This is a genomic window from Streptomyces sp. NPDC086077 (genome assembly GCF_040686175.1).
GTDB lineage: Bacteria > Actinomycetota > Actinomycetes > Streptomycetales > Streptomycetaceae > Streptomyces.
Window position 1 is genome coordinate 18,761 of record NZ_JBFBJT010000053.1, and the last position, 16,329, is coordinate 35,089.

A 16,329-nucleotide genomic window follows, 5' to 3' on the forward strand; every position below is an offset into this window, starting at 1 on the left:
CTCGCCGGGCAGCGCGACCTCACCGTCCGGCCGGTGCCGCCGAAGGGGCCCACGAGCCTTCCTGGCATGTTCCGGCCGTCTACGGCGAGGTGCGCGGCGCCGGGCACCTGAGCTCCTCCGGGGACGGCGGGGCCGTCGCCGGGGCCGCGAAAGGCTGGTCGGTGTCGGTGTCGGTGTCGGTGTCGGTGTCGGCGTCGGTATCGATATCGGTGTCGGCGTCACAAGAAGCTTGCGCGCGGCCTCGTGGCGTACGGGCGGCTGCCCGCGTCAGCGCGGCAAATCCGCCGCGCGTAGCGCGAGGGCCCAGCCCAGTCGGGCCTCCCCCGACTCCGAAGGCCAGCCCGTGAGTTCGACGATCCGGACAATGCGATTGAGGACCGTGTTGCGGTGGCAGCAGAGCTCCTCGGCGGCCCGCAGGGCGGAGCAGCCGGCGTCCAGCCACACCCGCAGGGTGCGCAGCAGCACCGGAGCTTCGGAGCCGCACCTCAGAACGCCGTCCAGGTAGCGGGCGACCAGGCGCTCGGCTATCTCCGGGTCACCGGTCAGTGCCGCCTCCACCAGGCGTTCGTCGAGCTGCGCCACCACTCCGCTGCTCGGCGGCAGCGTGCGCAGGGCACGTTCCGCCAGCCGCAGGGCAGTGCCGGCCGCGGCCAGTTCCTCGAACGGCGGGGAGATCCCCGCCGTGCCGCCCAGCTCCCCGCGCAGCACCCGCGTCAACTCGTACGGCTCGGCGGAACCGAGCCGCACGAGGCCCGCGTACCGCTCGGCCCGGGGACGCCAGAACGACCACATGCCCGCCGCCTGCAGCGCCGGCACCGGGTGGGGCGGCGCCGCCGGATCCTGGTCGGCCACCACCACGGCGAAGTGGTCGCGCGGGGGCAGACCGAGAGCCGCCGCTGCCGCGGCGGCCACCGCCGGATCACTGCCGCGGCCCTCCAGGAGAGCCTCGAAGAGGGCGCCGCGCCGCGAGTCCTGACGGTGGCGCAGGTCCAGCTGGGTGAGCCGGTACGCATCCGACATCACCGTCGAGAAGCGGTCGATGGTCTCCCACAGCGCGCCCGCCACCTCCAGGACCAGGTCCTGGTCGGCCGCCGCCGGGCCGCGCAGCGGCTCCGCCATCGCCTGCCACAGCACCCGGCCGCCGCGCCGGTAGGCCTGGAGCACGCTGTCCAGCGGCATGCCCTGCTCCGCCCGCCGCCGCCCGGTCTCGGTGGCGGCGGCCTCGATGTCGCCGACGCTCGTCGGCAGCCCGCCGAAGTCCTCCAGCGCGAGTACGAGGTTGTCGCGGCAGACGGCGCGCAGTTCGGTGAGCGAGACCGGGCGGCCGGAGGCGTACGCCGGGCTGTGCGCGCGGATGTCCGCCACCACCTTGCCGGTGAGGCGGTCGATGTCCGCGAGCAGCGTGTGCGCCAACCGGGAGCGCAGCGACAGTTCCCCATCGGTCATGGCGGCACATTAGGCGTCCGCATCGGCTTGGGAGACGGCGAGGTGCATCCGCCCACGCCGTCCCCCCGGATGCTGGGCAACCGCACATGGATCGCGGCAGCCCGGGCCGTACCGGATGCCGACGGCGTCACACCGGACACTCGCGCCTCTGCCGGCGGTCCGGCACTGAGCAATTCCGGAGAAGCGCACCGGCCCCCGCCCTGCCTACCGTGACGAACGCAAGCCGTTACCCGACGCGGGAGAGCAGAGCGATGATCACCGGCCTGGGCATCACCACCGTGTGGACCTTCGACCAGCAGCGCACCAAGGCCTTCTTCACGGAGAAGCTGGGATTCGAGGTGCGCAGCGAGGTGCCGATGGGTGACATGCGGTGGGTCACCGTGGGCGCCGAGGAGCAGCCGGACGTGGAGCTGGCCCTGATGAGCCTGGACGGTCCCGGGCTCGACGCCGAGTCCTCCGAGGCGCTGAAGAAGCTGGTCAGCAAGGGCGTCATCGGCGCGGGCGCGCTCCGCACGGACGACTGCCGGGGCGACTACGAGACGTTCCGGGCGCGCGGGGTGGAGTTCCTCCAGGAGCCGCAGGAGCGGCCGTACGGCATCGAGGCGATCTTCCGCGACGACAACGGGAACTGGTACTCCCTGACGCAGCGCAACGAGGAGCTGGACTTCTCGAAGGACTTCGGCCGCTGACCCGGCCCCGAGCCCCGCCCGTCGCGTCCGCCCCCCGTACAGCAGGCCTATTCGGCCAGGACCGGATAGCTGCCCGTGTTCGTCGGCGCGTGCTCCGGCAGCCAGAGGACGGCGACCGCGCCCTCGGCCGGTATGCGGTCCGCGGCGCCCGGGGGGCGGACGTTGCGGAAGGTCAGGCGGGCGCCCAGCACCCTGGCCTGGCCGGCCGCGATGGTCAGGCCCAGGCCGTGGCCGACACCGGCGCGGTCCATGCTGCCGGTGCGGAACCGGCTCGGGCCCTGTGCCAGCAGGTCCTCGGGGAAGCCCGGCCCGTGGTCGCGGACGCGGATCACCCGGCCCTCGACGGTGACCTCTATGGGCGGCTTGCCGTGCCGGGCGGCGTTGGCGAGCAGGTTGAACAGCACGCGCTCCAGGCGGCGCGGGTCGGTCGTCACCTCCGACTCGTGCACCACCTGTACGGCGATCCCGGCGTCCTTCGTCGCCACCCGCCGGGCGACGAACTCGCCCAGCATGATGTCCTGCAGCTCGGCCCGCTCGGAGGCACCGTCGAGCCGGGCCACCTCCAGCACGTCCTCGACCAGCGTGCGCATGGCCTTCGCCCGGTCCAGCACCAGCTCGGTGGGGCGGCCCGGCGGCAGCAGCTCGGCCGCGGTCAGCAGCCCGGTCACCGGGGTGCGCAGCTCGTGCGCGATGTCGGCGGTCACCCGCCGCTCCGCCTCCAGCCGCTGCTGCAACGCGTCCGCCATCGCGTCCACGGCCCGCGCCAGGTCGTCGGTCTCGTCCCGGACGACCCCGCCGATGGCCTCGCGCACCCGCACGTCCGGCTCGCCCTTGGCGACCTGGTTCGCCGCGGAGGCCGCCTTGCGCAGCCGGCGCGACAACTGTCCGCCGACGAGCACGCCGAGCGCGCTGCCGCCGAGGACCACCGCGATGGAGCCGATGACCAGCGCCTGGTCGAGGTCCTTGAGGATGTCCGTGCTGCGGTCCGTGAACCCGGTGTGCAGGGACAGCACATGCCCGTCCTTGAGCGGCACCGCGGCCCAGATGTCCGGCCCGCCACCCGGCCGGTCGGTCACGTACGTCGCCCGGCGCCCGGCCTTGACCTTGGCGCGCAGCGCGGACGGCAGGTCCGGATCGTCGATCTTGATGTCGGGGAAGTTGGGCCGCCCGGACAGCTCGTAGTTGCGCTGGGCGATCTGCACCCGCTCGTCGGCGAGGTCGCGCGCGTTGTCCAGCATCGAGACCCGGGCGGCGTTGTGCACGACCAGACTGAGCACGATCGCGATCAGCGCGCCGACCAGCGCGATCGCCGCGCTGAGCTTCCACCTGAGTCCCGTACGGATGCCCGTACGCCGCACGCGCGCCCCCACCAGGCGCCGGGTGATCCCCCGCATCTGCGTGTCCCGTCCCGCCCTCAGGCCTTCAGCTTGTAGCCGAAGCCGCGAACCGTCTCGATCCGGTCCTGACCGATCTTCGTTCGCAGCCGCTGCACATGGACGTCGACGACGCGGGTGTCCCCGCCCCAGCCGTAGTCCCAGACCCGCTCCAGCAGCTTGTCCCGGGACAGCACGGTGCCCGGCGCCGAGGAGAACTCCAGCAGCAGCCGCATCTCGGTCGGGGTGAGCGCCACCGGCCGGCCGGCCTTGCGCACCTCCATGCCCTCGGTGTCGACCTGCAGGTCACCGAAGATCAGCACCCCGCCGTTCGCCGAGGCGTCCGCGTCCTCCGGGCGGCCCGCCGCGCCGCCGCTCGCGTGCCCGAACCGGCGCAGCACCGCCCGGATCCGCGCCACCAGCACGGCGCCGTCGAACGGCTTGGTCACGTAGTCGTCCGCGCCCGCCTCCAGTCCGAGCACCACGTCGATCGAGTCGGCCCGCGCCGACAGCATGATCACCGGGACGGTCGACTCGTCGCGGATACGGCGGCACAGACTGACCCCGTCGAGGCCGGGCACCATGACGTCCAGCAGGGCGATGTCGGGCCGGTTCGCGCGGAAGGCCTCCAGCCCCGACAGTCCGTCGGGCATGGCGGTGACCGCGAAGCCGTCGCGCTCCAGGGCGAGCTGGGTGGCCTCGCGGATGACATCGTCGTCCTCGACGAACAGGACGTGGGTCTGGTCTGCCATCCGTGCTCTCAGTCCGTATCCGTTGGTTCGGTACTCGGTACCCGGTCTCGTGCCGGTCCCGGGCCGGTCAGTTGCTCTCGGGCGCCGGGGTCGGTTCCGGGCCGACGACCGTGCTGTAGTCGTTGCGCGTGCGGTACTCCTCGGTGAAACGGCCCGCCGTCCAGCGGTACGTGATCACGTTCTCGCCGGACGGGCTCGACACCGGGTCGCCGCGCTCGTAGACCTGCTTGGTGACCACCAGGTCGCCGCGGTCTATCTCGGCGTAGACCGGAGGCTCCTCGGCCTGGAAGACGTTCTCGTAGGTGCCCTTCTCCTCGCGATACACATACGAGCCGATGCCGACGACGTCACTGCAGGTCACGACATTGACGACGACGTCCTCGGCGCTCCCGCCGGTCAGATCGCCGTAGGACAGGTCGACCGGGTACTCGTCGGCGACGCACGGCTTCAGGACGCGCTTGACCGCCGCCGAGACCTGCGGATCCGCCTGCAGCAGCTTGACCGCCGTGGCCCGGGTCAGGCTTCTGGACGGCGGCACCGCGGAGACCGGGGCGGCCGGGCTCACCGCCGTGCCCGCCACCGGCTCGTCGTGCGCCGGTCCCTCGTCCCGGGCACCGGTGCCGCCCGTCGCGCAGGCGGACAGTAAAAGGCTGAGGGCGGTGAGCACGGACGCCGCCGTGGTCACCGCCTGGAAGGTACCTCGGGCCGGGGTGAGCCCGGGGCCGGTGTCGACACCGGCCCTGCCGGTCAGGCCGCGCAACGCTCCCGCTCCTCACGCTCCAGCGCGCGTGCGTCCAGATCGCGGGCCTCCAGCTCCTCGCGGAGCCGGGCGAGCGCCCGGTGCAGCGTGCTCTTGACCGTTCCGGCCGACATGCCGAGGGCGGCGGCCGTCTCCTCCGTGGACATCTGCTCCCAGTGTCGCAGCACGACCACACTGCGCTGCTTGGGGGCGAGCACCTTCATGACGTCCATCAGCAGGGCGCGGTCCGCGTGCTGCTCCGAGGAGTCGTCCACGCACGACTCGGGGAGCTGCTCGGTGGGAACCTCCTCCAGCTTCCGGGCCCGCCACCACTCGGTCCGCGTGTTGATCATGACTCGGCGCAGATAGGCGTCCGCGAGCCGCTTGTCGGCTATGCCGTCCCAGCGGCCGAACGTCCGCGCCAGTGCCGTCTGGAGCAGGTCCTGGGCGTCGACCGGGTCCGGGACCAGCCGCCGGGCACTGCGCAGCAGCGCGTCCTGCCGGGTGCGGACGTACTCCTCGAACCCGAGCACCTCGCCCACGTCACCCTGCGCCATGATCAACCGCCTCCATCCCCGTTTTCCTTGGCTGTGCCCCCCTGCCGGGCACGGAAATGAAGCTACGGAGGCGTTGTCACGGGGCTGTGCGAAGCAGCCTGCGGTGAACGCTCGGCTGTCCGTCGGTTGTGTAACGGAAGTAGGAAACGGTTAAAAGGTCAGGGCAGTTGAGGCGGTTATGGGCCGCTTTGGGTGGTGGAGGAGCGGTCCGCGCTGTGACATGAAGGGGCGCCGGCTTATGTTCCCGCTGTGCGTCAGCTCAGCGGCAGCCGGTACAGGCCGCCTGGCAGCGGCTCCACCAGACCGTCGGAGACCAGGCCGTCCAGGGCGCGGGCGCGCTGGACGGGCTCGTGCCACACGCGGTCCAGACGCGCCTGCGGGACGGGCGCGTGCGCCTCGCGCAGCACGGCCAGCAGCTTGCCCCGCACCTGGCGGTCCGTGCCGGCGTACGTCTGGGCGCGCCGCGGCGGGCCCTCGTGCTCCGGCTTGCCCGCCAGCCGCCACGCGCACTGCGCGGCGATCGGGCAGTGGTGGCAGCTCTCGTTCTTGGCCGTGCAGACCAGCGCGCCCAGCTCCATCGAGCCCGCGGCCCAGCGGGCGGCGATCGCCTCGTCGTCCGGGAGCAGGGCCCTGGCCAGCCTGCGCTCGGCGGCCGTCGTCGCGTTCGGCGGGTACTGCACGCCGGTGACCGCGCGGGCGAACACCCGGCGGACGTTGGTGTCGAGCACGGCGTGGCGCTGTCCGTAGGCGAACGACGCCACCGCCGCCGCGGTGTACTCGCCGATGCCGGGCAGCGCGAGGAGCTGCCCGTGGTCGGTGGGTACGTCGCCGCCGTGCCGTTCCGTTATGGCCACGGCGGCGCCGTGCAGACGCAGGGCGCGGCGCGGGTAGCCGAGCCGGCCCCAGGCGCGGACGGCCTCGCCGGGGGCCTCCGTGGCGAGGTCGGCCGGACGCGGCCAGCGGGCCAGCCACTGCTCGTAGATGGGCAGCACGCGGTTGACCGGGGTCTGCTGGAGCATGAACTCGCTGACCATCACGCCCCACGCGCCGGCCTCCGGCCGCCGCCAGGGCAGGTCGCGCGCGTGCTCGTCGAACCAGGCGATGACGGGGGAGTGGAGGTCCTCCCCGCTCGGGGAGCCGGTGACGGCCTCGGCGGGGCTGGTGTGCGGGGGCTTCGTGGGAGCAGTCATGGCAGTTCCGATCCTGCCATGCCGGTGCGGATCGGCCGTGCTGCTGCGAAGCGTTTCGCGGGCCGGCAGACACGGGCTCGGGGCGCGGGGCCGGAGGCGACCGTGCCCCCCCGCCGTGCCCCCGCATCCAACTGTCGTACGGCCGCACGGCGTTTCCGGGATGATGATCCGGAAAAGTTGTGGCTCCAGGCGGCGGGTGGGGCCGGTGACGCCACCGATCTCTCGTACAGTTTGCGCCGTGGGATCTCTGCGCAATCCGGTCGGGCCGCTTCCCTCCTCCATCTACTGGCGACGGAGGGTGATCATGCTGTCCGTGGTCGCCCTGCTGGCCCTGCTGGTCACCTGGGTCGTGACCTCCGGTGGCGGCGGTGGGAGCGGCAACGGCGCAGGGGGCTCCGACGGCAAGAATCCCGCGCCCTCCATCACGCCGGGGCCGTCCGGTTCCGGTCCCGCGATCAGCGAAGCGCCGGGCGGACGTGACGAGTCGGGCGACGAGGGCTCCGGCGGGAGCGACGCCGGGGACGGATCGGACGACGGTACGGGTGACAGCGCCGGCGCGGGTTCGGGGGACGGCGAGGGGGCCGGCGGCTCGGACGGTGCGGGCGCCGGCGGTTCGGGTGCGGACTCCTCCGGCGGTGGCGTCGGTACGGGCGACGCGCTGCCGGCCGGGTCCTCACTGCCCAACTGCGCCCCGAACACTGTGACGTTGACCCTGCGCAGCGTGCGCAACGCCTACTCGCCCGACGAGACGCCGGCGTTCCGGCTGACGGCGAAGAACACCTCCGGCGGTGACTGCAAGGTCGATCTGGGGCCGAAGGGCACGGTGCTGACGGTCACTCAGGCCGGGGGTGACGACGACGCGTACTGGTCGTCGGCCGACTGCCCCAAGGGCTCCGGGAGCCTGCTGTACCGGGTGCCGGCGGGCAGGAGCATCACGTACACCGTGGAGTGGGACCGCAAGCCGAGCGCCCCCGAGTGCGGTACGCCTCCGGCGGGAGTGGCCGGGGCGGGGACCTATCTGCTGGAGGGCAAGGCGGCGGGGTTCGGGACGCTGCGGGCTTCGTTCGTGCTGGACGCCGACTGACCGCTGCGCTTGGCCGGAGGCCGGTGCCGTCAGGTGCGGGCCGTTGTGGCCGGGAGCGGCTGCGGCTGGGGCCGCGGTCGCGCCGTGCGTCGGGTGCGGGTTCGCCGTGGCTGGTCGCGCGGTTCCTCGCGCCCCTGGGAGGCGTGGCCCGTCGGGGCGTTGCCCAGGGCGGCGCTAGACGTAGCGTTCCAGGATCGACGACTCCGCCAGGCGGGACAGGCCCTCGCGGACGCTGCGGGCGCGGGCCTCGCCCACGCCGTCCACCGTCTGGAGGTCGTCGACGCTCGCGGCGAGCAGCTTCTGGAGGCCGCCGAAGTGCTCGACCAGCCGGTCGATGATGGCGCCCGGCAGCCGCGGCACCTTGGCCAGCAGCCGGAAGCCGCGCGGTGAGACCGCGGAGTCGAGGGCCTCGGGGGAGCCGGTGTAGCCCAGAGCCCGGGCCACCGTCGGCAGCTCGAGCAGCTCGGCATGGCTGAGCGCGTCCAGCTCGGCCAGCGCCTCGTCCACCGTGCGCGAGCGCTTGGCCGTGGGCTCGGGGACGTAGTCCCGGACGACCAGCTCGCGCTCGGGCTCCACTCCGGCGATCAACTCGTCCAGCTGGAGTGCGAGCAGGCGTCCGTCGGTGCCCAGCTCCACCACGTACTCGGCGATTTCGGTCGCGATCCGTCGCACCATCTCCAACCGCTGCGCCACCGCCGAGACGTCCCGGACCGTCACCAGGTCCTCGATCTCCAGCGCGGACAGCGTGCCCGCGACCTCGTCCAGGCGGAGCTTGTAGCGCTCCAGGGTGGCGAGCGCCTGGTTGGCGCGGGAGAGGATCGCGGCCGAGTCCTCCAGGACGCGGCGCTGCCCGTCGACGTAGAGGGCGATCAGCCGCATGGACTGGGAGACCGAGACCACCGGGAAGCCGACCTGTTTGCTGACGCGGTCCGCGGTGCGGTGGCGGGTGCCGGTCTCCTCGGTCGGGATCGTCGGGTCGGGGAGCAGCTGCACGCCCGCCCGGAGGATCTTCGACAGGTCGGAGGAGAGCACGATGCCGCCGTCCAGCTTGCACAACTCGCGCAGCCGGGTGGCCGTGAACTCGACATCCAGGACGAATCCACCCGTACACATGGACTCGACGGTCTTGTCGGAGCCGAGCACGATCAGGCCGCCGGTGTTGCCGCGCAGGACGCGCTCCAGGCCGTCCCGCAAGGGCGTGCCGGGGGCGACGGCGCTCAGCGAGGCGCGCATCAGGCCATCGGAACCGGCACTCCCGCCGTACTTTCCGGGAGCTGCTGCCCGGTCGTTGGCTGCCACTGCACTCCTCCGGTCGCAGGTTGTGGGGCGCTCCCGGATCCGCACGCGGTTCGTACGGACGGGCGAGACCAGGGCAAAGTCTACCGGCGGTCCTCCGCGTCCTGGGGGGCCTCTCGGCGACGGGAGCGGGGCAGCACCCTCAGGGCGTCCCCTATGTCCGCGACTTCCAGCACCTTCATACCGGCCGGGACCTTCCCCGGGTCGCCCGGCACGAGGGCGTGCGTGAAGCCCAGCCGGTGCGCCTCGGCGAGCCTGCGCTGGACGCCGGTGACCCGTCGGACCTCGCCTGCGAGGCCGACCTCGCCGATCGCGACGAGGTTCTTCGGCAGCGGGGTGTCGCTGGCGGCGGAGGCCAGCGCCAGGGCGATGGCGAGGTCGGCGGCCGGCTCGGAGAGCTTCACCCCGCCGACCGTCGCGGAGTAGATGTCCCGCTTGCCCAGGGCGCTGATCCGCCCGCGCTGCTCCAGCACCGCGAGCATCATCGAGACGCGGGAGGTCTCCAGGCCGGAGGTCGTACGGCGCGGGGAGGGGATCTGGGAGTCGACCGTGAGTGCCTGGACCTCGGCCACCAGGGGGCGGCGGCCCTCCAGGGTGACGGTCAGGCAGGTGCCCGGGACCGGTTCGGCGCGACGTGTCAGGAAAAGTCCGCTCGGGTCCGCAAGGCCCGTGATGCCCTCGTCGTGCAGTTCGAAGCAGCCGACCTCGTCCGTGGTGCCGTAGCGGTTCTTGACGCCTCGCACGAGCCGCAGGCGGGCGTGCCGGTCACCCTCGAAATGCAGCACGACGTCGACGAGGTGCTCCAGGAGGCGGGGGCCCGCGATCGCGCCGTCCTTGGTGACATGGCCCACCAGGAGCGTGGACATGCCGCGTTCCTTGGAGGCGCGGATCAGGGCGCCGGCCACCTCGCGCACCTGCGCCATGCCGCCGGGCGCGCCGTCGATCTCGGGGGAGGCCACCGTCTGCACCGAGTCCATGATCAGCAGTGACGGCTTCACCGCGTCCAAGTGACCCAGTACGGCGGACAGATCGGTCTCGGCGGCGAGATAGAGGTGGTCGTCGATGGCGTTGATGCGGTCGGCGCGCAGCCGGACCTGGCTCGCCGACTCCTCGCCGGTCACATAGAGGGTGCGGTGCTCGTCGCTGGCCGCCTTGGCCGCCACGTCCAGCAGCAGCGTCGACTTGCCGACGCCGGGCTCGCCCGCGACCAGCACCACCGCGCCGGGCACCAGACCGCCGCCGAGCACCCGGTCCAGCTCGGGCACACCGGTGGAGCGCGCGGTCGCCTGCCGGCCGTCGACCTGACCGATGGGCAGCGCGGACGTCGTGACGCGCCCCGGCGTCGTGGTTCGTACCGCCGGCGTGCCGTACTCCTCGATCGTGCCCCAGGCCTGGCACTCGGGGCAGCGACCGAGCCATTTGGCCGTCTGCCAGCCGCATTCGGTGCAGCGGTAGGACGGACGGTCCTTGGTGGTCTTCGTACGGGCAGCCATGGACGGAACCGTAGCCGCCGGCACTGACAGCCGCGGTACGGGCCTCGTGAAGCGGCACGTTGCGTGCCCCCGGTTCACGCCTGGGCGCGCGCCCGTGCGCACCCCCGGCCGGCGACCCCGTCACGAACGAGCAATGGAATGGAGGGTTCCTGTCCCCTTATGAGGGATCGTTTCACCCGTACGGATTAAATGTGCTCAACGGGGAGGAAGCGGCCGCTCGCCGCCGCCTACGGTCGCCGGGTGATGAGCAGCAGCCCGGACACCACGACCCGCACCACTGGCGCACATCGTGCGCGCCGTGAGGCGCGTGACCGCGCTGCGGCGCGCACTCTGGTGCAGGGGCCGCCCGCGCGCTACGAGCCCTACGTGGACGGTCTGTTCACGTACTGCCTGTCCGTGCTGTGCGACCACGAAGCCGCCAACGCCGCCCTGGGCGAGGCCCTCGCGCTCGCCGAGCGCCGGGGCCAGCGTGCCCCGGAGTCCGCCGGTGACCGCAGGGCCTGGCTCTACGCGCTGGCCCGCTGGGCCTGTCTGCGCAAGCTGGCCGAGGCCAAGCAGAAACGTCAGGCCAGTCACGCGGCGGGCCGCCACGGCGACGACGGCAAGCGCGGCACGCAGCCCGGCTCGCCCCCCGTCTCCGAGCACGCACAGGAACAGCGCAGACGCGAACTCGCCCTGCTCGCCTGGCCGGAGGCCGCCGGTACCACCCCCGAGCAGCGCGAGGCGCTCGAACTGGCCGTGCGCCACCACCTGTCCGCCCACGAGGTCGCCGCCGTCCTCGGCATGGACCTCGCCGCAGCCCGTGACCTGCTCTCCTCGGCCGCCTGCGAGGTGGAACGCACCCGCGCGGCCCTCGCCGTCGTCGAGACCGGCGCCTGCCCGAGCGTCGCCCGTCTCACCGGCGACAACCAGCTGGTGCTCAGCAGCGCCCTGCGCCGCGAACTGGTCCGGCACGTCGACGACTGCCCCCGCTGCCGCCGCACCGCCGAGCGCGCGCTCCCCGGCAGCTGGCCCGGCGGAGGGCCGGCCCCCACCCAGCTGCCCGTCCTGGAGGCGCCCCGAGCGGCCCTGCACATGGCCATGGCGCACCATCCGCGCGCGCGGGCCGCCGCGCCCCGCTTCGACCGGCGCGGCTTTCCGATGGATCCCAAGGACCGTGCCGCGCGAAGAGACCGCCTGCGTGCGCGTGCCGTCACCACGACGGTCGTCGCCACCGTGGTGGCCGCCCCGGTGCTCGCGCTGTGGTCCGCCTACCGGGGCACGCCGATCACCGGCGAGGGCACGGGCGCCCGGGGGACCACCGCCAGCCGGGACGACGGCCCCGGCACGCTCTACGGCGAGAGCACGGACGGCGGCTACGAGAACGCCGGCAACGCCAGCACCAGCCCCGGCGGCCGCTTCTCCCAGGGCAACAAACCCGACGTGTCGGTCGAGGTCATCAGCGTCGCCGGGGCCGGGCAGAAGGGTGCCGGCCGGCTCGCGGTGGCCGCGGACAACACCGGCGACACCACCCGCGTCACCCTCACCGCCTCCGGCTCCGCCCCCGTCCGCTGGTCCGCGACCACGGCCGCCTCCTGGCTCTACATGAGCCGCTCCTCGGGAACGCTCCGCCCCGGCGAGACGTTGACGATCATGGTGTACGTCGACCCGCTGCGCGAGCCCTCCGGATTCTGGAGCGCGCGGGTCGCGATCTCACCGGCCGGCGCGATCGTCTCCATCCAGGGGTACGGCAGCGCACCCACCCCGTCCGACCCCGGCCCCGGCCCGGACCCCGGGCCCAGCACTCCGGGCGGCTCCGGCGAGCCCACCCCGCCCGACCCGGATCCGACGCCCACGACCCCCGCGCCGCCCGATCCCACGCCGACCGACCCGACGACGCCACCGCCCGACCCCGAGCCGACGCCCACCGCGTCCAACCCGTCGGCGCCCGGCAGCCCGTCGCCGCCGCCCCGCGGCGGCGGCGACCCGAGCCCCAGCACCTCCTAGCCCCGGGGCCCGCCGCGTCAGCCCACGGGATCCGCCGGATGCGGCGCCAGCAGCGGCAGCTGCGACGCCAGCCGCCGCTCGCAGAGCTCGGCCAGCCGGTCGTACCCCGCCTTGCCCATCAGCTCGGTCAGCTCCGGCCGGTAGGAGACGTACACCGGTTCGCCCGCGCCGTGCGCCGAGGTCGCCGACGTGCACCACCAGTGCAGGTCATGGCCGCCCGGGCCCCAGCCCCGGCGGTCGTACTCACCGATCGAGATCTGGAGCACACGCGTGTCGTCGGGCCGGTCGATCCAGTCGTACGTCCGCCGGATCGGCAACTGCCAGCACACGTCCGGCTTGGTCTCCAGCGGCTCGCGGCCCTCCCGCACGGCGAGGATGTGCAGCGAGCAGCCCGCGCCGGCCGCGAAGCCCGGGCGGTTCTGGAAGATGCAGGAGCCCTGGAAGGGCCGGGTCTGCCGGGAGCCCTCGTCGTCCTCGGAGACCCAGCCGTCGCGCATGCCCTCGGCGTGGTTCTGCCAGACCTCCGGCGTGAGCCTCGCCACATGCTCGGCGACCCGCTGCTCGTCCTCCTCGTCGGAGAAGTGGGCGCCGAGCGAGCAGCACCCGTCGTCCGCGCGGCCCGCCTGGATGCCCTGGCAGCCGCTGCCGAAGATGCAGTTCCAGCGAGAGGTGAGCCATGTCAGATCGCAGCGGAACACCTGCTCGTCGTCCGCCGGATCCGGGAACTCCACCCACGCGCGCGGGAAGTCGAGGCCCTTCTCGTCGTCCGCCGGGACGGCCAGGGCCTGCTGCGACTGCTTCGGTGCTGTCGCCTGCGAAGAATCCTGGGAAGAACCCTTGGCCGACTTGGCCTTCTTGTCTGCCTTATCCGTCTTCGCCTTTTTCGTCTTTGGCACCCGTCCAGGGTAAGTCGCCCGCGACCCGTTCCGGGACCGCCTCGGGGGCGGTGCGCCACGCGGCTGGCAGTAGCGTTCCGTGCATGAGACTCGGTGTCCTCGACGTGGGAAGCAACACGGTGCATCTGCTGGTGGTGGATGCCCACCCCGGCGCGCGCCCGCTGCCCGCGCACTCGCACAAGGCGGAACTGCGCCTCGCCCAACTCCTCGACGAGGGCGGTGCCATCGATTCCGAGGGCGTCGACAAGCTGATCGGGGTCATCCACGACGCGCTCCAGGCCGCCGAGGACAAGGGCGTCGAGGAACTCCTGCCGTTCGCCACCTCCGCCGTGCGCGAGGCCTCCAACGCCGACGACGTCCTCGCACGCGTCCAGGAGGAGACCGGCGTCGCCCTTCAGGTCCTCGCCGGGGCCGAGGAGGCCCGGCTCACCTTCCTCGCCGCCCGCCGCTGGTTCGGCTGGTCCGCGGGCAAGCTGCTGGTCGTGGACATCGGCGGCGGCTCCCTGGAAATCGCCTACGGCATCGACGAGGGGCCCGACGCGGCCGTCTCGCTGCCGCTCGGGGCCGGCCGGCTCACCTCCGGCTGGCTGCCCGGCGACCCGCCCGCCACCGACGACATAAGGGCGCTGCGCCGTCATGTCCGCGCCGAGATCGCCCGCACCGTGGGTGAGTTCGCCCGCTTCGGCGCCCCCGACCACGTGGTGGCCACCTCCAAGACCTTCAAGCAGCTCGCGCGCATCGGCGGCGCCGCCCGCTCCGCCGAGGGCCTGTACGTCCAGCGCGAGCTGAAGCGGCAGACCCTGGAGACCTGGGTGCCCCGCCTCTCCGCCATGACCGCCGAGGAATGCGCCGAGCTCCCCGGCGTCTCGGAGGCCCGGGCCGGCCAGCTCCTCGCGGGCGCGCTGGTGGCGGAGGCGGCGATGGACCTGTTCGGCGTGGAGACGCTGGAGATCTGCCCGTGGGCGCTACGCGAGGGCGTCATCCTGCGCCGACTGGACCACATGGGGTCGGCCGGGGCTGAGGGCGGGACGGTGCAGTAGAGGGCGGCGCTCAGAGGGGCCGTGCGCGCGTGATGGTGAGTCTCAGGGGGCTGCACGCGCGTGGAGGCGGTGTTCAAGGGGTTCCGTACGTGCGTGTGGTGGGGCCCCGGGGGCTGCACGTGCATGGGATGGTGCTCAGGGGGTGCGGCACGCGCGGGGCGGTGCGGGACGCGCGACGCGGCGCCGCAGGGCAGGTCCGTTCGCGCGCGAGGCGGCGCTGTCGGGTGCGTAACCGTGGGCGGCGAGAATCCGTCGTCGGGCCGGTGCTCGAGCTCGGCCCGAACGCCGCTCCTCAGGACGCGCCGTTACCCTGTCTCCGTGGCAGAACCAGTCGTACGCGTCCCGGATGCGAAGGTCGCCCTCTCGACGGCCTCCGTCTATCCGGAGTCGACGGCGACGGCCTTCGAGATCGCCGCACGCCTCGGGTACGACGGCGTCGAAGTCATGGTGTGGAACGAACCCGTCAGCCAGGACATCGAGGCCCTGCGCAGGCTCAGCGACTTCCACCAGATCCCGATCCTCGCCGTCCACGCCCCCTGCCTGCTCATCACACAGCGCGTGTGGTCGACGGACCCCTGGGTCAAGCTCCAGAGAGCCCGCGCGGCGGCGGAGAAGCTCGGCGCGAGCACCGTGGTCGTCCACCCGCCGTTCCGCTGGCAGCGCCAGTACGCGCGTGACTTCGTCGCCGGGATCTGGCGGATGGCGAACGAGACGGATGTGCGGTTCGCCGTCGAGAACATGTACCCGTGGCGCTACCGCGACCGCGAGATGCTCGCGTACGCCCCCGACTGGGACGTGACCAAGGACGACTACCGGTACTTCACGATCGATCTCAGCCACACCGCGACCGCCCGCACCGACGCCCTGCACATGATCGACCGCATGGGTGACCGCCTCGGCCACGTCCACCTGGCCGACGGCGGCGGCTCCAACAAGGACGAGCACCTGGTCCCCGGCCGCGGCACCCAGCCCTGCGCCGAGCTGCTGGAACGCCTCGCCCTGAGCGGTTTCGACGGTCATGTCGTGATCGAGGTCAACACCCGCCGTGCCATGTCCAGCGCCGAGCGCGAGGCCGACCTCGCCGAGGCGCTGGCCTTCACCCGGCTCCACCTGGCCTCCGCGGTGAAGGTGCCACGCCGGTGACCGGCGCGACCTCCCGCAGACGCGGCAGGCCCCCTCGTACGGAGTCCGGCGACACCCGCGACCGCATCCTCGCCGCCGCCCGCGAGGAGTTCTCCGAGCGGGGCTACGAGAAGACCTCCGTGCGTGGCATCGCCAAGGCGGCGGGCGTGGACTCGGCCCTGGTGCACCACTACTTCGGCACGAAGGAGCAGGTCTTCCAGGAGGCCCTGGAGGCGGTCTTCGCGCCCGCCCTGAAGGCGCCGGACGTGATCTTCGAGGGGCCGGCCGAGCAGGTCGGCGAGCGTTTCGCCCGCTTCCTGTTCGGGATCTGGGAGAACCCCGTCACCCGGACCCCGCTGCTGGCCGTCGTGCGGTCCGCCGTGACCAACGAGGTGGCGGCGGCCGTCTTCCGCCGCCTGGTCGCCGCGCAGCTGCTGCGCAAGGTCGCCTCGCAGCTCGGCCTGCCCGACGCCGAGCTGCGAGCGGAGCTCGCGGCCGCGCAGATGGTCGGGGTCGCGATCATGCGGTACGTGATCAAGCTGGAGCCGCTGGCCTCCGCCGACCTGGAGGTGATCATCCGGCGCATCGCACCGGTCGTACAGGGGCACCTGACCGGGCCCTGACGGGCGGGAACGAATCACCCTGAGACAGACATCCCGCATTCCG

At 73.0% G+C, this 16,329-nt stretch carries 15 protein-coding genes; 6 read left to right on the forward strand and 9 right to left on the reverse strand.

Annotated elements, in window-relative coordinates; all coding sequences use genetic code 11:
- Positions 1-267: 267 nt before the first annotated feature.
- Positions 268-1,446: a helix-turn-helix domain-containing protein gene (locus tag AB0O67_RS17490; protein ID WP_365450893.1), complete on the reverse strand. Its 1,179-nt coding sequence runs from the start codon at positions 1,444-1,446 to the stop codon at positions 268-270.
- A gap of 251 nt (positions 1,447-1,697) precedes the next feature.
- Here AB0O67_RS17490 and AB0O67_RS17495 point away from each other — a divergent pair, with 251 nt between their 5' ends.
- The gene (locus tag AB0O67_RS17495; protein WP_365450943.1) at positions 1,698-2,135 is read left to right on the forward strand and encodes a VOC family protein; all 438 of its coding nucleotides are present in this window, start codon (positions 1,698-1,700) and stop codon (positions 2,133-2,135) included.
- 47 nt (positions 2,136-2,182) lie between these two features.
- On the opposite strand, the gene cseC is transcribed toward AB0O67_RS17495, so the two are convergent.
- The 5 genes from cseC to AB0O67_RS17520 all read right to left on the reverse strand — a co-directional run bounded on the left by cseC (position 2,183) and on the right by AB0O67_RS17520 (position 6,746).
- Positions 2,183-3,529 (reverse strand): two-component system sensor histidine kinase CseC, encoded by a 1,347-nt coding sequence (gene cseC, locus AB0O67_RS17500; protein WP_365450895.1) that lies wholly within the window; start codon positions 3,527-3,529, stop codon positions 2,183-2,185.
- A 20-nt stretch (positions 3,530-3,549) separates the two neighbouring features.
- Complete coding sequence (gene cseB, locus AB0O67_RS17505) at positions 3,550-4,260, reverse strand: two-component system response regulator CseB (protein ID WP_365450897.1); 711 nt, start codon at positions 4,258-4,260, stop codon at positions 3,550-3,552.
- 67 nt (positions 4,261-4,327) lie between these two features.
- Positions 4,328-5,020, reverse strand: a complete 693-nt coding sequence (locus AB0O67_RS17510; protein WP_365450899.1) for a hypothetical protein — start codon at positions 5,018-5,020, stop codon at positions 4,328-4,330.
- Positions 5,008-5,556 (reverse strand): SigE family RNA polymerase sigma factor, encoded by a 549-nt coding sequence (locus AB0O67_RS17515; RefSeq protein ID WP_365450901.1) that lies wholly within the window; start codon positions 5,554-5,556, stop codon positions 5,008-5,010. The genes AB0O67_RS17510 and AB0O67_RS17515 overlap by 13 nt, the downstream gene beginning before the upstream one ends.
- Positions 5,557-5,810: 254 nt before the next feature.
- Positions 5,811-6,746 (reverse strand): A/G-specific adenine glycosylase, encoded by a 936-nt coding sequence (locus AB0O67_RS17520; RefSeq protein WP_365450903.1) that lies wholly within the window; start codon positions 6,744-6,746, stop codon positions 5,811-5,813.
- 238 nt (positions 6,747-6,984) lie between these two features.
- On the opposite strand from AB0O67_RS17520, the gene AB0O67_RS17525 reads away from it, so the two are divergent.
- The gene (locus tag AB0O67_RS17525; protein ID WP_365450905.1) at positions 6,985-7,830 is read left to right on the forward strand and encodes a hypothetical protein; all 846 of its coding nucleotides are present in this window, start codon (positions 6,985-6,987) and stop codon (positions 7,828-7,830) included.
- Between the two features lie 174 nt (positions 7,831-8,004).
- Here AB0O67_RS17525 and disA read toward each other — a convergent pair whose 3' ends face one another.
- Together disA and radA are read right to left on the reverse strand one after the other, a co-directional pair.
- On the reverse strand, positions 8,005-9,129 hold the full coding sequence (gene disA, locus AB0O67_RS17530) for a DNA integrity scanning diadenylate cyclase DisA (protein ID WP_365450907.1): 1,125 nt from the start codon (positions 9,127-9,129) through the stop codon (positions 8,005-8,007).
- Positions 9,130-9,209: 80 nt separating this feature from the next.
- A complete protein-coding gene (radA, locus tag AB0O67_RS17535; RefSeq protein WP_365450909.1) occupies positions 9,210-10,619 on the reverse strand; it encodes a DNA repair protein RadA in 1,410 nt (469 codons plus the stop codon).
- A gap of 240 nt (positions 10,620-10,859) precedes the next feature.
- Here radA and AB0O67_RS17540 point away from each other — a divergent pair, with 240 nt between their 5' ends.
- Positions 10,860-12,605: a hypothetical protein gene (locus tag AB0O67_RS17540; RefSeq protein WP_365450911.1), complete on the forward strand. Its 1,746-nt coding sequence runs from the start codon at positions 10,860-10,862 to the stop codon at positions 12,603-12,605.
- A 17-nt stretch (positions 12,606-12,622) separates the two neighbouring features.
- Here the strand turns inward: AB0O67_RS17540 and AB0O67_RS17545 are convergent, their stop codons facing one another.
- Positions 12,623-13,501 carry a hypothetical protein gene (locus tag AB0O67_RS17545; RefSeq protein ID WP_365450913.1) on the reverse strand — a complete coding sequence of 293 codons (879 nt, stop codon included), beginning with the start codon at positions 13,499-13,501 and terminating at the stop codon, positions 12,623-12,625.
- An 83-nt stretch (positions 13,502-13,584) separates the two neighbouring features.
- On the opposite strand from AB0O67_RS17545, the gene AB0O67_RS17550 reads away from it, so the two are divergent.
- From AB0O67_RS17550 to AB0O67_RS17560, 3 genes are all read left to right on the forward strand, one after another.
- Positions 13,585-14,541: a Ppx/GppA phosphatase family protein gene (locus AB0O67_RS17550; protein WP_365450915.1), complete on the forward strand. Its 957-nt coding sequence runs from the start codon at positions 13,585-13,587 to the stop codon at positions 14,539-14,541.
- Between the two features lie 318 nt (positions 14,542-14,859).
- The gene (locus AB0O67_RS17555; protein WP_365450917.1) at positions 14,860-15,684 is read left to right on the forward strand and encodes a sugar phosphate isomerase/epimerase; all 825 of its coding nucleotides are present in this window, start codon (positions 14,860-14,862) and stop codon (positions 15,682-15,684) included.
- Entirely contained in the window at positions 15,681-16,286 is a 606-nt protein-coding gene (locus tag AB0O67_RS17560) for a TetR family transcriptional regulator (protein ID WP_365450919.1), read from the forward strand. Before AB0O67_RS17555 ends, AB0O67_RS17560 begins: the two co-directional genes overlap by 4 nt.
- Positions 16,287-16,329: the final 43 nt, after the last annotated feature.